This is a genomic window from Phycisphaerae bacterium, from assembly GCA_017999985.1.
In the GTDB taxonomy this organism is placed as follows: domain Bacteria; phylum Planctomycetota; class Phycisphaerae; order UBA1845; family Fen-1342; genus JAGNKU01.
This window is the reverse complement of the sequence record JAGNKU010000006.1, coordinates 305,444-325,586: the sequence shown is the minus strand read 5'-3', so window position 1 is coordinate 325,586 and position 20,143 is coordinate 305,444. Positions and strand designations below refer to the sequence as shown.

The window sequence follows — 20,143 nt, the reverse complement described above, 5'->3', positions numbered from 1 at the left end:
AGGGGACGACAGACCCGTCGCCGGTACCAGCGCCGCGCGGCGGGTCGTCCTTTTGGGGGTGCAGGCGCGGGTGACGACGGTCGACGCTACCCCTTGATCACGCCGATCGGTCGCAGCCGCGCGACCTTGCGGCTGATCCCGGCCGCGTCGACCGCCTCGGCCACCTGGTTTACGTCCTTGTATGCGGCTGGCTGCTCTTCAGCGAGCCCGGTGCGGCCGCGAGCGCGGGCCACTACCCCGCCGGCGAGCAGCTCCTTCTCGATCGAGCGGCCCTTCGCGGCGCGGATCGCGGCCCCGCGCGACATGAGCCGCCCGGCCCCGTGGCAGCAACTGCCGAACGTCTGTTCCATCGCCGCCGGCTGTCCGACCAGCACCCAGCTCGACCGGCCCATGTCGCCAGGCACAAGCACCGGCTGCCCGACCTGCCGATACGCGAGCGGCACCTCCGGATGGCCCGCGGGAAACGCGCGCGTCGCCCCCTTGCGGTGGATGCAGAGCGTTTTCACCTCACCCGCGACCTCGTACTCCTCCAGCTTCGCGATGTTGTGCGCGACGTCGTAGACCACGCGCATCCCCAGCAGTTCCGGCGGTCGGCGGAATATCTCGGAGAACACTTCGCGGGCCAGGTGCGTCATGATCTGCCGGTTCGCCCAAGCGAAATTCGCCGCCGCCTGCATCGCCCCCAGGTAGCGCTGACCTTCCTTGGAGTGAACCGGGGCGCAGACGAGCTGACGATCGGGCAGCTCGATGCCGTATTTCTCCGGCACGTTGCGCAGCTCGTGAATCGCATCTTCACACACCTGGTAACCCAGTCCGCGCGAGCCGGAGTGGATCATCAGCGTGATCTGGCCGACGGCCAGCCCGAACGCCGCCGCCGACTGCGGATCGACGATTTCCTCGACGACCTGGACCTCCATGAAGTGGTTGCCGCTGCCGAGCGTGCCGCACTGGTCGGCGCCGCGCTCGATCGCCCGGCTGGACACGCAGTCCGGATCGGCGTCCGGCAGGCAACCGTGCGCCTCGGTGACTTCGAGATCCTGGTCCCAGCCAAAGCCGGACTCGACCACGAAGCGCGAGCCGTCGCGCATCAGCCGCCGCAACTCGCCGCGGTCGAATTTCACGCGCCCGCCGCGACCGACGCCACACGGCACGGTGTCGAACATGCGATTGACGATCGGCTCGATGCGCGGCTGCACTTCCGCGCGGGTCAGGTCGGTGCGAATCAGCCGCACGCCGCAGTTGATGTCGTAGCCGACGCCGCCGGGACTGATGACGCCGCCCGCGGCCGGGTCGGTGGCCGCGACGCCGCCGATGCAGAAACCGTAGCCCCAGTGAATGTCGGGCATGGCGAGCGATTGGCCGACGATGCCGGGCAGGCACGCGACGTTGGCGACCTGCTCGGGCGACTTGTCCTCGCGGATCGAATGGATCAGGCGTTCATCGGCGTAGATGATGCCATCCACGCGCATGCCCGCCTTGTAGCCCTTCGGAATCCGCCAGCGGCAGGCGTCGATCCGCTCCAGCGGACCGGTGTAGTTGTCAGACATACGGCACCTCGCGGCACGGCCGGTTGAGATCCCTCCCCCCTCCCTGAGACGGAGGGGGGTGTTCAGATATCCACGATATACGTCGCTTCGTACCCGCCGGCGATTGGGCGAATCGCCAGCTCGTGATACGTCACCGCCTTGATCTCGCGCGCGAAATCGCTCGCCGCCGGGTCCACGGCGCGCATCTTGCCTGACACTCTGACCCGCTGCGGCGTGAACTCCATCACGTGCACATCGGTTAGCCGCTGTTGCCCGCAATCGAACGCGTGCAACAACTCCGCAAGGTAGTCGCGCAGCAGAACCGCCGGATCATCGCCGCGCAGCTCCAAGGTCCACGGCCGGGCCGCGTCCGTCGTCACCACTTCGCCGATCGCGGCATACAGCGCCTCTGTCGCCGGCGGCACGAGTTCGGCCAGCGACGCCGCGCGCACCCGCACGCCAAGATCGGCGGTGTGATCGAAGAGCTCGTAGTGCGGCGTCATGCCAGTTCCATCGTCTTCATCCACAGGTGCCCGGGACCGGCGGCTGTGCGTGGCAGAGCGAGTACATCGTGAACCCGCCGGCGAGGTTTCGCGGGTGCAGGCCCTTTGCGCGCAGGATCCGCGTGGCGTAGTAGGCCCGCTGCCCAACGGCGCAATATACCACCAGCGGCTTGTCGTTCGGGATTTCCTCCCAGCGTGCGCGCAACTGCCCGAGCGGAATCAACACGGCGCCGGGTATGTGCCCGGCTTCGTATTCGCGCGGTTCGCGCACGTCCAGGATCGTCCAGTTAGGCCGCGCGTCGTCGTCGAGTTCCGCCGGATCGATGAAATCCTCGTCGCCACGCAGGGCGTTGGTCGCGACGTAGCCCGCGACGTTCACCGGGTCCTTGGCGGAGCCGTACTGCGGGGCGTAGGCCAGCTCCAGGTCTTCCAGGTCCGTGACGGTCAGGCCGGCCTGCTGCGCCGTCGCCAGAACGTCGATCCGCTTGTCCACGCCAGCCACGCCGACGATCTGCGCGCCGAGGATCTTGCCGTCCGTTGGCGTAAACAGCAGTTTGATCGTCATCGGATGCGCCCCCGGAAAATAGCCGGCGTGCTGCGACCGGTGCACGTAGATTTTCTTGTACGCGATACCGCGCTGCCTCAGGTTTTTCTCCGCGAGGCCGGTGGATGCTGCGGTCACGCGGAACACGCGGACCACGCTCGTGCCGAACGTGCCGCGATAACGCGTTGGCCGGCCGAAGATGTTGTCGATGGCGATGCGGGCCTGGCGGTTCGCCGGCCCCGCCAACGGAATCAGCGTCTCGCCGCCGAGCACGGGGTCGCGGACCTGGACGGCATCGCCGACGGCGTAGATGTGCGGGTCGCTGGTCCGCATGTGCTCATCGACGACGATCGCGCCGCGCTCGGACAGCGTCAGCCCGGCCTCGCGCGCCAGCGTCGATTCAGGGCGCACGCCCACCGCGAGGACGACGAGGTCGGCATCCAGCACGGCACCACTCTTCAGACGTGCCCGCACGCGTCCGCCCTGGTCTTCGAACCCGGTGACGGCGTCGGCCAGGTGCAAGGCGATTTCGTGGGTGGTCAGTTCACGGTGCAAGCGGGCTGCGATTTCCGGGTCCAGTGGCGGCATGACCTGCGGCAGCATTTCGACCAGCGCGACCGTCAGGCCGCGGCGCCGGAGGTTTTCGGCCATCTCCAGCCCGATGAACCCGCCCCCCACGACGATGGCGGCCTGCGCCCCGCGCTCGACGAGTTCCTTGATGCGGTCCATGTCCGTCATATTGCGGAGGGTGCTGATCGCGGGGTGGTCGATTCCGGGCAGTGGCGGGACGATGGGCGCCGCGCCGGGCGCCAGCACGAGGGCGTCGTAGTCCTCCGTGTATTCGCGGTGGTGCGCCAGATCGCGGACGTGAACACGCCGGGCGCCACGATCGATACGCGTCACTTCGGAGCGAATCCGGACATCGAGACTGAAGCGGGCTTTGAGCCTGGCGGGGGTCTGGAGCAGCAACTCGGCGCGATCCTCGATTTCACCGCCGATGTGGTAAGGCAAGCCGCAATTGGCGAACGACACATCGTGGCCGCGTTCGAGCAAAACGATCTCGGCGTTTTCATCCAGGCGGCGAGCCCGCACGGCGGCCGTGGCGCCGCCGGCCACGCCGCCCACAATCACCACTTTCTTTGCCATTGACCGGGTTACTCCATTCGGGGTTTCGGGACGCACAATCCGCCTGTTATGATATACGCGGCGGCAGTCGGGTGCCGTGGCCGGGCGCCCCAATTGCCGTGCGTGGCCAGAAGGCGTGCGTCCGGCCGAGGCCGTCGGCGCCTGCACGGACGCGAGAGAGTTGATCACATGGCCGCAGGGGCTCCGGCAAGTCTTGGCGCGTGGGTGGAGGAGTACGGACGACTGTTGCGCGCGCAGGTCGCGCAGCCGGGAGAGCCGGGCCTGGCGCGGGCCGCGGAGCTGGGCGCGCAACTCGGGCAGGCGGGGGTGCCGCTGACGGAGCTGATCGCGGCCCACGCGCGCGGGCTGGCGGACCTGGCGGCCGCGGAGGGTGTCGTGCGAGGGGAGTGCGTGGCGGCCGCGATGGGCGCCCTTGCGCGGCTGGTCGCGTCCTATGAAGCCGCGCGCGGTGGTGGCACGCCGGAGCGCGCCGCCAGCGAGGCGTACTATCGTGAAGTGCTGGAGCACTCCCGCGACCTGATCTACTGCCTCCGCATTCCTGACGGGGTCATGGAGTACGTCAGCCGGTCGTGTGAATCGCTGACGGGTCTGACGCGCGATGAAATCACCGCGTTGGGCTATGAAGGTCTCGTGGCCCGCGTGCATCCCGACGACCGGGGGCGCGTCTGGCCGCTGGACGTGTTGCAGGCGACTGGTGACGCGACCGTGGAGTTCCGTTTCCGGCATCGCGATGACACCTACCGCTGTATGAGTGTCACACAGTGTTTCATCGCCGACGGGAACGCGGCGACCCGTGCGGCGGTGGGTGTGGTCCGGGACGTGACGGAGCAACGGCGGACGGACGAGGAATTGCGCCGTCACCGCGAGCACCTCGAGACCCTGGTCGCGCAGCGCACCCGCGAGCTGGAACAGGCCAACGCACGGCTGCAGGCCGAGCGGGACCACTCGGCGCAGATCATTCAGGGCGCGGCCGCGCTGGTGTGCGTCGTCACGCCGGAGGGGTTGACGACGTTTGCCAACCCGGCCGTCGAGCAGGTCACCGGCTATCGCGCGCCAGAGCTGATCGGCCGGAACTGGTTCGAGATCTTCTATCCGGGCGAGGAGCGCGTCCAGATCGAGCGCCTGCTGCGGGACTTCGAGCAGGGCGATGTCCGCGACTACGAGATGGTGCTGACCACCAAGACGGGGGAGAAGCGCACGATCTCGTGGAACTCGATCAATCGGCGCGACGCGCAGGGCCGCTTGCGCGAGATCATCGGCCTCGGCACGGATGTGACGGAGCGCAAGCGGGCCGAAGAAGCGGTGCGCGACTCCCGGCAGCATCTGGAGAGCATCATCAATGCGATCGCGGATCCGGTGTTCGTGAAGGACGAGCACCACCGCCTGGTGCTGGCTAACGACAGGTTCTGCGCCTTGGTTGATCGCCCGCGGGAGGAATTACTGGGCCGCACCGAAGCAGGTCTCCTGCCGCCGGACCGCGTGGCCGTCTATCACCGCGAAGACGACGCCGTGCTGGCCAGCGGCGCGGCGCAAGTCAGCGAGGAGGAGTACACGGATGCGCGCGGCGTGACGCACACAGTCGTCACCAAGAAGTCGCGGTACGTCGACGCCGCGGGCGCGCGGTTTGTCGTCGGGGTCACCCGCGACATCACCGAGCACCGCTTCGCGGAGCGGGAAGTGCGGCTGTTCAAGACGATCTCGGACAGCGCCGGGTACGGGGCCGCGATCGCGGACATCGACGGCCGCATGATCTACGTCAACGCCGCGGGGGCCCGCATGCACGGGTACGAGGTGGCCGAGATGGTCGGCCGCAACATCTCCATGCTCTACACGCCCGAGCAGATGGTACACGTGCGAGAGCTCACCGAGCGGCTGCGGCGCGGCGAGACTCTGGTCGGCGTGGAAGTGTGGCGTCTGCACCGCGATGGGCACGTCTTTCCCACGCTGATGAACATCACGTCCATCAAGGACGAGCACGCAGATCGCGAATACGTCTCGGCGACGGCCATCGACATCACCGATCGCAAGCAGGCCGAGGAGCTGCTGCGCATCCAACGTGACCTCGGCCTGGCCCTGAGCGCCGCCAGCGATCTGCAGGAGGCGCTGCGCCTGGTCCTCGACGCGGCGTGCCACATCGCCGGCATCGAGGCCGGCGGCATCTATCTCACGGATCCGCAGACGGGCGGGTTGCATCTCTGGGCCCACCGGGGCCTCTCCCCGGCGTTCGTGGACCGGGAGTCCCACTGGCCCGCGGACGAGCCGCACGTGCAGGCTGTTCTGGCCGGCGAGCCGTTCTACGGCCCCGCCGTGGACTTGCCCGTCCTGGACGAAGCTCTGCAGCGTGAGGGGATCCGATACTTGGCGGTAATCCCGATCCGGCACGAAGGCCGAGTCATCGGATCGCTGAATCTGGGCTCGCGTGCGCTCGACGAGCTGCCACCCATGGCGCGCCACGCGCTCGAGGCTGTGGCGGCCTCGGTCGGCGGCGCGATGGCCCGCGTCCGGGCCGAGCTGGCCCTGCGCGCGAGCGAGGAGCGTTTCCGCGTCCTGTGCACGACCGCCCCGACCGGTATCTTCCTCTCCGACGACAGTGGGCAGTGCTTATATGCCAACCCCAGCCTGGAGGCGATTACAGGCCTGTCCGCCGCGGAATGCTACGGCCACGGCTGGCTGGACGTGGTGCATCCCCAGGATCGCGACGGTGTGCGCGCCGAGATGCAGCGCACCCTCGCCGAGCGCCGCCCGTTCGGCCGCGAGTTCCGACTCCTGCGCCGGGACGGCGCCGAACGCTGGGTGCACGTGCGCGTCACGGACATGGCCACGCAGACCGACGGCACATGGCTTCGCGTCGGGACCGTCGAGGACATCACCGTCGGCAAGGCGGCGCAGGAAGCCAACCGGCGACACCACGACGAGCTGGCCCACGCCGCGCGCGTGAGCACCCTCGGCGAGATGACGTCCGGCCTCGCCCATGAGCTGACCCAGCCCCTGTCCGCGATTCTCTATCACGCCCGCGCCTGCGGCACGCGCCTGAACAGCGGCGCCTGGAGCGTGCCCCAGGCCCTGGGCACGCTCGAGAAGATTGCGGCCCAGGCCGAGCGGGCCGGCGACTTCATCCGACGCATGAAGGCTTTCGTGCGGAAGGCCGAGCCCGGCCGCGCGCTGGTGGATGTCAATGCCGTCGTCCGCGAAGCACTCACGTTTGCGGCGCCTGACCTGCTCGAACACGATATGGCCCCGCGGCTCGAGCTGGCCGACCAGCCGCTGATGGCGCTGCTGGACCGGATCCAGATCGAGCACGTGGTGCTGAACCTCTTGCGCAACGCGATCGAGGCCTTGCTCGCGCTGCCCCCGGCGGAGCGCCTGCTGGTCGTGCGCACCGCGCGGCCGGACGCGGACCACGTCCAGGTCGGTGTGCACAACAACGGTCCGCCGCTGGATGCCCAGGTGCTCGAGCATGTCTTCGATCCGTTCTTCACGACCAAGCCGCATGGCACCGGGCTGGGGCTGTCCATCAGCCGCACGATCGTCGAGGACACGCACGGCGGCGAGCTCTGGGTCCACAGCGGTGCGGAGGGCGGGACCACCTTTGGATTCACGCTCCCGGTCACCGCGGAGGCTGAGCATGAACGTCAGTGAACCGACCGTCTTCGTGGTGGACGACGACGAAGCGCTGTGCGACGCGCTCCGGGCCTTGCTCGAGTCCGAGGGGCTGCGCGTGCAGTGCTTCACTTCGGCCGAGGCGTTTCTGGCGGCTTACCGGCCGGGTGTGCCGGGCTGCCTGGTGCTGGATGTGCGGATGCGCGGGATGAGCGGCCTCGAGCTGCAAAGCCGCCTGGCGCGCGAGAACCTTGCGCTGCCGGTCATCATCATGACCGGACACGGGGACATCCCGATGGCCGTGCGGGCGATGAAGGTCGGGGCCGTGGATTTCCTGGAAAAGCCCGTCAACGACCAGGTGCTCATCCGCCGGATTCGCATGTCCCTGCTCGAAAGCCAGCGCCGCCATCAGCAGCAGACCGCCCAGGACGACCTCGCGGCCCGCCTGGCGACGCTCACGCCGCGCGAACGGGAAGTGCTCGATCTCGTCGTCGGCGGGCAAGTGAACAAGCAGATCGCTGCCGAGCTCGGCGTCAGCGAGAAAACCATCGAGGTGCATCGCAAACGGCTCATGCAGAAAATGGGGGTGCACAGCGCCGTGGGCCTGGTGCGCATCGTCATGGGGTCCCAACCTGGTTTATAATCCGCGGCCACGGGCCGCCGCACCCCGGGCGGGGCGCGCCCCGCTGGTTACACCGCGAGAGCACTGGTGCCGCCACCCGCCGACCGTCGCACGCGTCTCTTCTACACCGGCGTGCTCGCCGTGCTGCTGCTCGCGGGCGTCTGGCGCCTCGTCCTGGCGGGGGCGATGCCGGCTGTCTCCCGCGATGGTGTGACCTTCTGCTGGTACGCGCGCGACCTGGGGACGCAGGGCAGCGCCTACCTGCGTGGTCCGGACGCGCGGCAGCACCCGCTCTTCCCCGTGTTGATCCTGGCGGCGCAACGCACGGCGCGCGCCTTGGGCGCGGCCGACACCCCGCTGACCTGGCAGCGCAGCGGGCAGCTTGTGAGCGGGCTGGCCGGCCTGGCGGCGGTCGGGCTCGTCGGCGCTCTGACCGCGCGGCTCGTGCGACGCCTGGCCTTGCCGCTCGACCGGCGGCTGGCAGCGGTGCTCGCCATGCTGCTGGCGGCGCTGCTGGACCTGAATGTCTGGCTGTCCTGCGACGTGCTCTCCGATGGGCCGCACCTCGTGTTCTACCTCGCCGCCGGTCTGCTGCTCGTGCAGTTGGAGTCGTGGCGCGCGGCGGCGGCCTGCGGACTGCTGAGCGGGCTGGCCTTCCTGACGCGACCGGAAGGTGCCGTGCCCCTCCTCGCCGGGCTGGTGGCGCTGGTGGCCGCGCGCCCGCAGATGCCGCCACGCCGGCTGTTGGCCCGGGCCGGCCTGTTACTTTTGGGCTTCCTCGTCTGTGCCGTGCCGTACTGGACGGTCGTCGGTCGGTTCAGCGCTAAGAAGGACGTCCTCGAGATGCTGCCCACCGAGCGCGCCGTGGCGACCGTCGCGGACGAAGCGCAGGGACCGTCGTATGCGCTCGGCAAGCTCGAACTGCGCGACGTGCGCTGGTACGCGCTGCTGCCCGTTGTGCTCTACGAACTGATGCATGCCGGCCGTGTCGTGGTCCCGTTGCTGGCGCTTCCGCCGCTGCTGGATCTCCGCCGCCGGTTGCTTGCATACCCGCTGGCGGGTTTGAGCGCCTGCGCGACCGGGCACTTGGCCTTGACGCTCGTGCTGCTCGGACGCTTCGATTACCTCTCTACCCGCCACCTGCTCGTGCCCGTGATGCTCCTCACGCCGCTGGCGGCGATGCTCCTGGCACGCGTGACCACCCTGCTCTGGCAGGTCGGCTGGCGGCGGGTGGCGGTCCTGGTCGTAGCGGTCAGCGTTGTCCCGTCCGCGTTATACGCGCTGCGCATCCCGAATGGCCAGGACGGGTATCTCACGGACGCGGCGGCGTGGCTGACCGGGCACGATCCGGACATCCGTGCATGCCGGCTGCTGTCGGGCAGCAGCCCGCGTCGCATTGCCTTTTATGCCGACATGCGCTGGGAATTCTGGGCCGAGCAGCCGGAGTACTACGCCGCGCTGACGCGCCTCATCACGCGCGGCGGACGCGGTTACTTCGCCCTCGAGGTCGGGCCGGGCTTCGAGCGCGCCGGCAATCGCGAGCTGCTGGACAAGCTGCTGCACGATCCAGCCGTGGCGGCGTACGTCGGTTTGGACTTCGTGCGGCCGGGGCCCGACGCCCGGACTGAGCTGCACCTCGTGGAGTTGCGTGCCACGGAATGAGAGCGTTGTTCCCCGCCCGCAACTTACCCCTCCAACGCCTCGATGCGCCGCTGCAAATCGCTGAGCGTACTCCGGAGCTCGTTCACCTCGGCCTGCAGTCGCTCCACCGGCGTCTGCCAGTCGCTCGCCGGGCTCGCGGAAGTCGCCGGCTGAACCGGCGCGGCTGCGGCCAGCCCCACCTGCGCGAGTGCCGTCCACTCGGCGTCGTTGTACAGCCGGTGCGCGTAGCGTATGGCCGACTGGCCCGGGCCGCGCGGCAAGGGGGCGACGCGCGGCGGCGTGCTCTGCGCGAGCGTGTCGAGCACGGCGGCGACGGCCTCCGTGTTCTCAAAGGCGTACATGCGCATGCAGTGGGTGCGCAGCTCACCGACGGTTTGCGGTCCGCGCAGCAGCAGTTCGGCCATCACGGCGCGCTGCGGCTTCTCCCAGCCGAAGAACTCCTTGACCTCGTGCTTGAAGCGCTCGACGCGCGAGGCCCCGCCGGGCAGCAGTCGTGAGATCACGCCCGCCGCCCGCAAGACCTCGAGGGTGTTCCAGACCTCCTCCTCGTCGAGCTCCAGCACCGGGTCGCGGTTGCTCTTCTGGTTGCACGCCGCGACGATCGCATTGAGCGTCATGGGGTAATACTGTGGCTGCGCGAGGGCCTTCTCGATGAGGACGCCCAGCACCCGCCGCTCGATCGTGTTCAATCTCTCTGCCATCGGCTATGCCTCACGACGCTTGTACCGGTGCTGACTCCGTTACAGCGGCAAGGCCGGTGGCGCTGTGCCGCGTCGTTTCGCCCGGATCCGGCACGCACTCCCCGTATGGCTGGCACTGGATGAGCCCGCGCGGCACTGCGGCGACGTCGAGACAGGATTGCAGGGCAGGGTCGGTTGTGGCTCTCATGGTGCGGATTCGGGTCTCGCGTGCTGTCCTATTGTGGCGCCGGCGCGGGTTGCGACGCGGCCGCCCCTGGCTGCAGCGGCAGGAACTTGGGTTCCCAGCCCGGCGTATACGTCACTTGCGCCGCGGCGCGCAACGTGGTCCCCAGGTTCTTCAGCTCGGTGCCGACGCGCTGTTGCGACAACAGGACCCGGATGCCGCGCTCGACTTGTTCAAACGGCAGCAATGCCGGCCCCCGCCGATCTGTCACCTTGATGATGTGGAAGCCGTGCTGCGACTCGACGAGCTCGCTGACCTGTCCGGGCTGCAGGGCAAACGCAGCGGCCGCGAACGCCTCCGTCATCAGACCCTTTCGGGACAAGAAACCCAGGTCGCCGCCGCGCGCCCGCGACGGGCACGCGGAATACTGCGCCGCCAGCGTGGCGAAATCGGCGCCGGGCTTGCAGGCTTCCGCGCGCACGAGTTCGGCCCGGTTCCGCGCGGCCGCTTTCTCGGCCTCCGGCAGATTCTCGGTGCTGATGAGAATATGGCTGGCACGGACCTGCTCGGGCCGCGTGTACCGTTTCTCCTTGGTCTTCTCGTAATAGCCCGCCACGTCGGTGTCGGACGCGGCCAATCCCGCCGCGTTTCGCTTCTCCAGGAGCCGCTTGCGCGCCGCCATCGCCCGTAGCGTGGGGTCTTTGACGCGGTCCGCCAGGAACTCCTTGAGCGTCTTGCCGCGCTGGGCCAGGAGCTGGGCCTCGAACTCGTCGCGTGACAGCCCGTTGTTCGACAGGTAGCCCTCCAGTTCCTCGTCCATCAGCGTGGCCATCTCTTCGTCGGTGATCCGGATGCCTTCCTTGTCCACCTCGTCGTCGAGTAAGCGGTTCTCGATCAGCGATTCGAGATAGCGCGAGCGCTGCTGCGCCAGTACATTCGCCATTTGCGGGTTGTTCAATACCTCCGCGGGTGTGCGCTCCTTCACCCGCTCCTCAACCTCGCGGACCAGGATCGGCTTTCCATTCACGACCGCAGCGACGGCGTCGGGCTGTGTGGCCGGCTGGCTTGCGGCCGTAGGTGCGGACGCGGGTGGCGTCTGCCCCCAAACCGGCACGATGCAGTCGAGACACAGGGTCGTCAGCAGCGGGATGTACACAGCGCGCATCGTCTTGCCCTTTTTGCTCTGCCCCCGCGGAGTCTACCCGAAGCCCAAGTCGCGGGAAACGGCGTTCAGTCCTGCGCGACGAACGCCACCTCCGTCGCGAGCATGAGCTCCAGCGCCTCCTGCGATGATTCCACCTCGCGTAGCCTGGCCGGCAGGTCCGTGCTGAACATCATGGCCAGCCGCGCCAGAATCCCGAGGTGCTGCCGTTCGTCATTGGCACACACCAGCACGAACAGGTCGGTCAGCCGCCCATCCGGGGCCCCAAACGGAATCCCGCCGGGGATCCGCCCCAGGCACACCAACGGCTCCGCCGTTGCGTAGGGCAGTGGACGCCGCGGGTGCGGAAACGCGATGCCGCGGGGCAGGGCGGTCGGTGCCAGGGCTTCACGCTCCTCCAGCGAGGCGATGATTTCTGCTGCGTCATAGACCAGGCCCGTGCGCTCCGCCAGCCGCACGAGCTCACGCAGCACCGACGGCCGTGACTTGGCCGGCAGGTACATCTCCACGGCTTCCGAGGCCAGGTATGCCCCGATCACCCGGTCGCCGGCGTCGCCCTGCTCGCGCATCGCCCGTTCGAGGTTCCGCACGTGGATTTCGTCGAGGGTGTGCATCTCGCGTTGGAGCCAGTCGAGCAGTTGCGCGCGATTGAACCGCCATTCTCCGCCGACCATCTGCCCCGGCAGCGTCCCCTTCTCGGCCATGCGGCGCACGATGCGCGCATCCATGCCGATGTGGCGCGCGAGCTCCTCCAGCGTTATGTTCCGATACGGCATATGACTCACCAGCGCGGTTTCGTCCATTCTATCGACTGGCTGAGCCGGAAACAACGCACTACAAGCAAGTTACGCGCCCACGCCGCGTGCGACGGGAGCGCGCCAATCCGTGTGCATGCCACTTCGAGCCCCCACAGGTTCGGCCGGAACGTCGGTTAGAGTCGCCCTAACCCCCGCAGGTACCCCGCCGACTCCGCCACTCGGTCACAGATCAGCCTCTCCGTCTTCGGTTCACCCTCGATGCCCTCAATCTCGAGGGTGTACGGGCCGGCGAAACCGCTTCCATCCAGAATCTTGAACACCTCGGCGAAACGCACGATCCCACGTCCAAGCGCCGGGAAATGCCAGTGCCGATAGCCTCCGTCCGTGTCCTTCAGGTGCACCGCGCCGACATACGGCGCCATCCGTCGCAGTTCCGCGACGCCGTCCACATCCTGGTTGTAGAAGTAAATGTTTGCGGTGTCATAGTTTATGCGCACATTCGCGTGCCCCACACCCCGCATCGTCGCCAGCGCCACCTCCGCATTGGTGATCAGGTCCGGGTGCGTTTCCAGAACAATCGTCACACCATGCTTGGCCGCGGCCTCCCCCGCTTCACGCAGCCGCGCGTACACCGTCGGCAGCGGCGTATTTTCGGCCTTGACCGAGACAAACAGGATCTTCGTGCCGAGGGCGGCGAGTATCGGGATCTGGGCCGCGATCTGCGCCCCGGTGTCGGCTCGGCGCACGTCGCACTCGCCGTGCAGACTGCTGGCCATCAGGCCGTGTCGCTGCAGCGCGGCCCGCTCCTGCTCGAGCGCGTCGGCGGCGGGCAGCGGGATTTCCACGTATCGGATGCCCAGGCCGGCCAGATGCGCGTACGCCAGGCTCTCAAAGGGAGCGTAGCTCGGTGTCCGACATGCGATGATGTTCTTGCTCATGAGTCGCGCCTCAGGCCGTGTCTGCCGAAAATACCAGCCCCCGGATGACACAGGCCGACGGACACGCCGCCCGTGCCTTTCCGAGTCTCGTCCACGCTGCCGCGCGGTCTGCAGTTAGTCAATCACGCGGACGACCAGGTAGACCACGCCGCCGGCGGTCACGACCGATGCCAGGGTCGTAATGCCGAGGGCCACGTCTGTGCAGCCCGGAGCCTGAAACAACATTGCGCCGCTCAGCACCGCGAACGCCAGCCGCCGCCATTTTGCCATGCGCATCTTCTCGTTCCTGTCGCAAGAGTCTGATGGGTCGTGCCCGCCTCAGCGGGATGGTGTGGCAACTATTGCGGCTTCCGGCCGGCGCGTCAACCTCTGCGGGTCACCTCCCGGCGCAACCCCGACCAGACGCTTGCCGCGCCGTCGCGAAGCGGGTCTACTGCGCGGGTCTCGGCACGGAGGTCTGCCATGTCCCAACGTCGCCGTTTCAGCCCGGTATCGTTCCTGGTCCTGCAGGTCGTCGCGGCGCACGCGGCCCCCGGTGACGTCCAGCGCACGCTCGACGCCCCATGTCGCTACCCCAGTGGGCTCACGGCCGACGGCACGCGCCTGTTCGTGGCGGACTGGCGCGCCGGCGAAATACACCAGCTCACGCCCGCCAGCGGCGACGTGGACAAGTCGTTCCCGGCCCCGACCCTGAAGCCCGCTGGTCTCGCCTGGGGCGACGGCCACCTGTTCGTGTCCGATGACCACACGGGTTGGGTGTATGCGCTGAATCCGCAGACCGGTGTCGTCGAGAACTCGTTCGAGGCTCCAGGGCAGCGCCCGACGGGACTGGCGTACGCCAACGGGCGGCTGTTCATCCTGGAACGGAAGTCAGGCCAGATCTACCAGGTTTCGCCGGAGGATGGCACGATCTACGGGTACTTCGCCGCCCCCAATGACACTTGTACGTGCCTGACACACGATGGCCAGTATCTCTGGGCCGCGGACCGCGTGAAGAACGAGTTGTACCTCGTGTCACCCGTGAATGGGCAGGTGCTTGGCATTGTCGACGCCCCGGGGCCCTACGCGGCCGGGCTCGCCTGGCTGGAGGGGCTGCTGTGGAACGTCGATTTTCAGACGCGCAAGCTTTACGCGCTAGCCGTGCGCAACGAGCCCAAGCCGCGCCTGACCGAGACGCGGACGGCGCGCGTGGAGTTCCTCTGGTCGCTCTATAACTACGGCCCCGGCGAGGTCCGTGACCTGCGGGTCGGCGTCGCGCTGCCCGGCACGCTGCCCCAGCAGGAGCTGCTGTCCGAGATCCAGTTTTCGCAGCCGCCGACGCAGACCGCCGCCGATCAATGGGGGCAGCGCTGCGCGGTCTTCGATATTCCCGCAGTACCGGCCGGCACGCGCCAGACGCTGTCGTACAGCGTAAACGCGCAGGTGTCGGCGATGCGCTACCTGATCTTCCCCGACGCGGTCGGCACGCTCGCCGACATCCCGGCGGACATTCGCCAGGCATATACCGCGGACGGAGCGCGCTACGGCGTCCACACACCCTTCGTGCAGGAGACCGTGCGCAAGATCGTGGGCGAGGAGCGGAACGCGTACTGGGTCGCGCGCCGCATCTTCGACCATGTCATCGAGAAGCTCGAGTATGAGATGGTGGGGGGCTGGGACGTGCCGGAGGTTGTGCTGCAACGCGGGCTCGGCTCGTGCTCCGAGTACACGTTCACCTTCATTGCCTTGTGCCGTGCTGCCGGATTGCCCGCGCGCTATGAGGGCAGCATCGTGGTGCGCGGCGACGATGCGAGCATCGACGAAGCGTTCCACCGCTGGGCCCAGGTGTTTCTGCCCGGCTACGGGTGGGTGCCGGTGGACGCCAACCGCGGTGATGCGAAATCGCCGGCCGATCAGGCCCGCGGCTTCGGCGAGCTGTCCAACCGCTTTCTGATCACCACGCAGGGCGGCGGCGACTCGACGTACCTGGGGTGGGGTTACAACTCGTTCGCGAAGTACCAGGCCACCGGCTACTGCAAGATCGAGGAAGAGAACTTCGGATTCTGGGAGCCGCTGACACCCACGTCGGCACCGGCCGTGCCCGCGGGCGCACCGCCGGGTGCCACCGGCCGGCCATAGCCGCGGCAACGCACCGGGACCGGCTGGTTCCTCGCCGCTGCCGGCAGTACGCCGCGTGGGCGCGTTCAATCCTGCAGCGAAAACGGTGTGAAATCCGTGTGCCGGTCGTAGTAGTCCTCGTTCTCCGCGCGCTTCAGCCAGTTCACGACCAGGTACGTCACCGGCGTGAACACGACCTCCACGCTGACCTTGAACACGGCATTGAACAAGCTCACCATGAAGATCGTCTCGGTTGGCCAGACGCCCAGAAACGCGAGCGGGTAGAAGATGAGGCTGTCCACGGACTGCCCGACCAGCGTGGACCCGATCGTCCGCGTCCAGAGCCAGCGCCCGCGCGTCAGGATCTTCATCTTCGCCAGCACGAACGAGTTGGCGAAGTCGCCGGCCCAGTACGCCAGCATCGACGCCGCCACGATTCGCCAGGTGCCGCCGAACAGCAGCGCGACCGCCGGCTGAATCTCCGCGTTGTACGGCACCCGCGGGTCGGCCGGGATGTGGACGACGGCCAGCCCCATGACCGCGGCGAACGCCAGCGCCCCGAAGCCCGCCCAGATCACCTTGCGTGTGCGGGCATAGCCGTACACCTCGGTCAATACGTCGCCGAAGATGTAGCTGATCGGGAAGAACAGGTTGCCCGCCCCGAACGCGACACCGAACAGCAGGCACACCTTGCCCGGCCCGATCAGGTTCGAGCACAGCAGCACGGTGACAAACGCCGCCATGATGAGGTCGTAGTACTTGTAGTGCCGGGGGTTTGCCGCGAGCGTGGTGACCTGAGTCATCGTGTGGTTCCGCCGTGAGACGCCATGATCCCGCCGCCTGCGGGCAATGCGTGATCATAGTCGTCCACACGCCAGACAGTAGCCGGGACGGCAGTTGTCTGCCCGCCGCTACTATTCATCTATCGGCCCAGGCGTTCTAATGTCGGGCCAAAGCTTGGGTGTGGCGTCTCTCTCGGGCGGGACGCTGCCGGGCGCATCACGGATGGATCGACAGGCGATGCGGATTCGCGAACTGCTGACGACGGGCCGGCCGAGCTTCTCCTTCGAGTTCTTCCCGCCGAAGGACGACGAGGGCTTCGCACAACTGCGGGCGACGATTGCCTCCCTGCATGAGCTGCAACCGACGTACGTGTCCGTCACATACGGGGCCGGCGGCAGCACCCGCCGGCAGACCCTGGACCTCGTGACGAAGCTCCAGAGCGAATACGGCATCCGGCCCGTCGCGCACGTCACCTGCGTCGACTCGTCGCGCTCGGAAATCCTGAGCGTGCTCGAGTGCCTCGATGAGGCCGGCGTCCAAAACGTGCTCGTGCTGCGCGGCGATCCCCCGGGCGGCACTGGGCCGTTCGTGCCGCACGCCGACGGGTTCACCTACGCGAGCGAGCTGGCGGCGTTCGCCCGGCGTTACTTCGATTTCTGCCTCGGTGGCGCGTGCTATCCCGAGGGGCATATCGAGGCGCCCAGCCCGGAGATTGATTTAGAGAACCTGAAGGCCAAGGTGGAGGCGGGCTGCGAATACCTCATCACGCAGCTCTTCTTCGACAACCAGCGCTACTTCGATTTCGTTGGCCGGGCCCGGGCCGCGGGCATCGGCGTGCCGATCATCCCCGGCATCATGCCAATCACGAACGTCCGCCAAATCGAGCGTTTCACGCAGCAATGCGGCGCCACGATCCCCGAGCCGTTGCTCAGCGAGTTGCGGCTGCTGCGCGACGATCCCAACGCAGTGCTGTCACTCGGCGTCGCCCACGCGACCGCGCAATGTGTCGAGCTGCTCCAGCGCGGCGCGCCCGGCATCCACTTCTACACGCTCAACAAATCGCCGGCGACGCGCACGATCCTGACGGCCCTCCGCACCGTCTACCCCCCGGCCCGCCGTCCCGCGGGCAGCTAGCCATGATCCCGCAACGACCGCCGTCGCGGGACAACTCCCGACAATCACGCGCGCGGCATCGGGGTGATTCTGTGGCGGCGTGCCCGCCCACGGCGGTAGAATCCGGCCACGGCTGGAAATGCGGCCCGCGGTGAATACCGCCGCCGTCTCGTGACGGCCGGCGGAGCCGGGTGGTTCGACCGCGGGGCGCACCGGAGGGACGCACATGTGCGTGCAGGCTGTGACGGGGCGGTGGCTGGGGGTGTGGCTCGGCGCGCTGGCCGCGGCGCGCTGGGCCGGTGCGGTCGAACCGCAGCCGGTGTCGTTCAACGCGGCGGATGGCGTCCGGATCGCGGCCGACTACTACGCGCCGCCGCCGGCCGAACGTGGTGACGCCCCGATGGTGATGCTGCTGCATATGTACCGGAGCGACCGCACGGCGTGGGCCCCGCTGATCGCGCCGCTCCACGATGCGGGCTTCGCCGTGCTGGCACTCGACCTGCGCGGCCACGGTGAGAGTGCGACGACGGAGACACGCGAGCTGGTCCTGAACCGCGACCCCGAGATTTTCCGCAAGATGCAGGACGACGTGCGTGGGGCCTACGACTGGCTTGTCCAACAACCGCGCATCGACCGCGCGCGGTTTGCGCTCGTTGGCGCCAGCGTCGGGGGCAGCATCGCGCTGCAGTACGCCGCCAGGGACCGCAGCGTGGATGCGGTCGTGTGCCTGTCGCCGGGGCTGAACTACATGGGGCTCGACTCGGCGGGCGACCTGCGCCAGATCACGGGCCGCAAGATCCTCATGCTCGCCACTGCGGACGAGCGCGACGCCCCGTACACACTGCGCAGGGAATCCAAGGGCGTCGAGGTCGAGATCTTCCAGGACCAGAAGGCCCACGGCACCGACATGCTCGGTGTCGTTCCCGAACTCGAGCAGCGCATCGCCCGCTTCCTGAAGAAGAGCGTCGGCTCGTCCACCACGACGACCGTCTACGGCTCGATCGAAAGGAACATCTACCACGCCGGCGATTCCGACTGGGTCCAGGAAATCGCGGCGACGAACTTGCGCTATTATTCTTCGCCGCAGGAAGCCGAGGCCCGTGGGCTGCGGCCGGCGAAATCGAAGGGCCCGGGTGCGTCCGGTCGCGGCCGGCGCCGCTCGTAGCTACGTTGTGTCCATGAAAGGTGCTCAATGTCTTTGCCGCCAGCCGTGGTTGTCATGATGTTGCTGTTCCCCGCGGGCGACCAGTCCGAGAACCCCTGGAAGGCCAAAGTCCCCGCCGCGGTGCAGCGCGCCGAGCGCGACGGTAGCGTGGCGGCGATCCGTGAGGCGTTCGACGTGACTTGGCGGGCCGACGACTGGCGTGCCGGGCTCACACTCGCCGACCTCGCGCAGCAGAAGCATCCCGACGCCCCGACGCTGCTCGCCCCCGCCGTGCGCGCCCTGTGGCGCGGGGGGCGCATCGCGGACGCCGAGCGCCTCTTCGCCAGACTGCCGGCGGACACGTCGGATCTGATCGCGCTGCGCACGGGCATTGAGCTGAACCTGGTACGCAGCCGGTTCACGGAGGTCGAGGAGCGCGCGACGCGCCTGGCCAGGCTCAAGCCGGAATCGGCCGAGGATCTTTACGCCGTCTTTGCGGCCCGCTTCGCGTTGAATCAACTGGACGGCCTGCCCGCGATCCTGCGCCGGGCGGAAAAGCTCAGCGACTCCGCGCACGGCTACCCGGAGATGTACGTGCAGGAAGCGATCGAAGGATTGGCCGAGTTCCTCGACGCCGTCGGGACGCAGCCGCTCAATCAGATCGCGGCGCACGGCGCGGCGCCGATGCCGCCGCTGGTGCTGCTGAACCTGCCGAGCTGCGAGGTGTTCATCAACGGGCGCGGCCCATACCGCATGGTCGTCGACACCGGCGGCAGCCTCACCGTCGCGCTGGACCAGGAAGTCGCGCACGAGATCGGCCTTAAATCCATCGCGTCCTCCAGTGTTCGCGGGGTGTCCGGCAAGCAGGCAACCGGCCAGGTCCTGATTGATGAGCTTCAAATCGGCACGATCAAGTGCCGGCGCGTCGTCACGCGGACGTTCGACGTGCGTGGCGCGATAATGAACGCCGCCGACGGCATCATCGGCACGGGCATCTTTGCGAACGGACGCATGACGCTCGATTTCGTCGGTGGGCAACTGATCATCGCGCCCTCCGGCGCGCAGCCGGCCGCCGGGCACGAGACCGAGCTTCGCCTCGTCGCGGATTCCAAGCTCATCGTGCCGGTGACGCTGGAAGGTCAACCCGCGGTGGCGATGCTCGACACCGGGGCCGATGCCGTCGCGCTCGCGCCCACGCGGCTGACCGAGCTGTTCCCCGATCGCCCCGTCCGCAAGTTCGATACCGGCCTCGCGCTGGGCGTGGGCGGCGAACAGACGCCGAGCATCACCGTCGGTTCCGGCGTCGCGTTGGAGTTCGCGGGGCGCAAGTTCGAGAACTACAGCGGGCTGGGGCTGGACGTGCTGGACGACGTGCTCGGCCCGGTGCTGGGCGTCCGCATCGACATCCTGATTGGCATGCCGGCGTTCCGGGAGATGAAGAGCTGTACGGTGGATTTCCCCCACGGCCGAATGTGGGTCGACTGGCTCAAGGGCGAGTAGCCCCGCCGCCGCCCACGAACCGACCACTGCGAGAGGCGGGAGTCGAACCCGCACGGGTTTCCCCGCCAGAACCTAAATCTGGTGCGTCTGCCAATTCCGCCACTCTCGCGGCGAGCCTGATACTAACGCCGCAGCCGCGGTTTTTGGAGCCGTTCAGGCCGCTCTTCGTGCGGTCCGCGGC

16 protein-coding genes and 1 tRNA gene are annotated in these 20,143 nt (G+C 68.1%); 7 read left to right on the top strand and 10 right to left on the bottom strand.

From position 1 onward, the window contains the following. Positions 1-86: 86 nt before the first annotated feature. The 3 genes from KA383_10460 to KA383_10450 form a co-directional block, all read right to left on the bottom strand. Positions 87-1,547 carry an RtcB family protein gene (locus tag KA383_10460; protein MBP7746546.1) on the bottom strand — a complete coding sequence of 487 codons (1,461 nt, stop codon included), beginning with the start codon at positions 1,545-1,547 and terminating at the stop codon, positions 87-89. A 62-nt stretch (positions 1,548-1,609) separates the two neighbouring features. Beyond that, positions 1,610-2,029, bottom strand: coding sequence for an archease (locus KA383_10455; protein ID MBP7746545.1), 420 nt, complete (start codon positions 2,027-2,029; stop codon positions 1,610-1,612). A gap of 16 nt (positions 2,030-2,045) precedes the next feature. Then, positions 2,046-3,719, bottom strand: a complete 1,674-nt coding sequence (locus tag KA383_10450; protein MBP7746544.1) for an FAD-dependent oxidoreductase — start codon at positions 3,717-3,719, stop codon at positions 2,046-2,048. Positions 3,720-3,887: 168 nt separating this feature from the next. On the opposite strand from KA383_10450, the gene KA383_10445 reads away from it, so the two are divergent. The 3 genes from KA383_10445 to KA383_10435 all read left to right on the top strand — a co-directional run bounded on the left by KA383_10445 (position 3,888) and on the right by KA383_10435 (position 9,603). Beyond that, positions 3,888-7,358, top strand: a complete 3,471-nt coding sequence (locus tag KA383_10445) for a PAS domain S-box protein (GenBank protein ID MBP7746543.1) — start codon at positions 3,888-3,890, stop codon at positions 7,356-7,358. Then, complete coding sequence (locus KA383_10440; GenBank protein ID MBP7746542.1) at positions 7,339-7,962, top strand: response regulator transcription factor; 624 nt, start codon at positions 7,339-7,341, stop codon at positions 7,960-7,962. Before KA383_10445 ends, KA383_10440 begins: the two co-directional genes overlap by 20 nt. 66 nt (positions 7,963-8,028) lie before the next feature. Then, positions 8,029-9,603, top strand: a complete 1,575-nt coding sequence (locus KA383_10435; GenBank protein ID MBP7746541.1) for a glycosyltransferase family 39 protein — start codon at positions 8,029-8,031, stop codon at positions 9,601-9,603. Positions 9,604-9,626: 23 nt separating this feature from the next. Here the strand turns inward: KA383_10435 and KA383_10430 are convergent, their stop codons facing one another. The 5 genes from KA383_10430 to KA383_10410 form a co-directional block, all read right to left on the bottom strand. Continuing rightward, a complete protein-coding gene (locus KA383_10430; protein ID MBP7746540.1) occupies positions 9,627-10,304 on the bottom strand; it encodes a YceH family protein in 678 nt (225 codons plus the stop codon). A 215-nt stretch (positions 10,305-10,519) separates the two neighbouring features. Then, entirely contained in the window at positions 10,520-11,632 is a 1,113-nt protein-coding gene (locus KA383_10425; protein MBP7746539.1) for a peptidylprolyl isomerase, read from the bottom strand. 65 nt (positions 11,633-11,697) lie between these two features. Next, complete coding sequence (locus KA383_10420) at positions 11,698-12,405, bottom strand: PTS sugar transporter subunit IIA (GenBank protein MBP7746538.1); 708 nt, start codon at positions 12,403-12,405, stop codon at positions 11,698-11,700. Between the two features lie 155 nt (positions 12,406-12,560). Continuing rightward, positions 12,561-13,325, bottom strand: coding sequence for a sugar phosphate isomerase/epimerase (locus KA383_10415; GenBank protein ID MBP7746537.1), 765 nt, complete (start codon positions 13,323-13,325; stop codon positions 12,561-12,563). A gap of 114 nt (positions 13,326-13,439) precedes the next feature. Next, a complete protein-coding gene (locus tag KA383_10410; protein ID MBP7746536.1) occupies positions 13,440-13,601 on the bottom strand; it encodes a hypothetical protein in 162 nt (53 codons plus the stop codon). Positions 13,602-13,787: 186 nt separating this feature from the next. On the opposite strand from KA383_10410, the gene KA383_10405 reads away from it, so the two are divergent. Beyond that, positions 13,788-15,443 carry a transglutaminase gene (locus KA383_10405; GenBank protein MBP7746535.1) on the top strand — a complete coding sequence of 552 codons (1,656 nt, stop codon included), beginning with the start codon at positions 13,788-13,790 and terminating at the stop codon, positions 15,441-15,443. A 65-nt stretch (positions 15,444-15,508) separates the two neighbouring features. On the opposite strand, the gene KA383_10400 is transcribed toward KA383_10405, so the two are convergent. Further along, positions 15,509-16,225 (bottom strand): queuosine precursor transporter, encoded by a 717-nt coding sequence (locus tag KA383_10400; GenBank protein ID MBP7746534.1) that lies wholly within the window; start codon positions 16,223-16,225, stop codon positions 15,509-15,511. Between the two features lie 217 nt (positions 16,226-16,442). Between KA383_10400 and metF the strand changes: the two genes are divergently transcribed. The 3 genes from metF to KA383_10385 all read left to right on the top strand — a co-directional run bounded on the left by metF (position 16,443) and on the right by KA383_10385 (position 19,962). Next, positions 16,443-17,339 carry a methylenetetrahydrofolate reductase [NAD(P)H] gene (gene metF, locus KA383_10395; protein ID MBP7746533.1) on the top strand — a complete coding sequence of 299 codons (897 nt, stop codon included), beginning with the start codon at positions 16,443-16,445 and terminating at the stop codon, positions 17,337-17,339. Between the two features lie 205 nt (positions 17,340-17,544). Further along, on the top strand, positions 17,545-18,483 hold the full coding sequence (locus KA383_10390; GenBank protein MBP7746532.1) for an alpha/beta fold hydrolase: 939 nt from the start codon (positions 17,545-17,547) through the stop codon (positions 18,481-18,483). Between the two features lie 27 nt (positions 18,484-18,510). Next, positions 18,511-19,962, top strand: a complete 1,452-nt coding sequence (locus KA383_10385) for an aspartyl protease family protein (GenBank protein ID MBP7746531.1) — start codon at positions 18,511-18,513, stop codon at positions 19,960-19,962. A gap of 27 nt (positions 19,963-19,989) precedes the next feature. Here the strand turns inward: KA383_10385 and KA383_10380 are convergent. Continuing rightward, positions 19,990-20,071 (bottom strand) — tRNA-Leu (locus KA383_10380). Between the last annotated feature and the right edge of the window lie 72 nt (positions 20,072-20,143).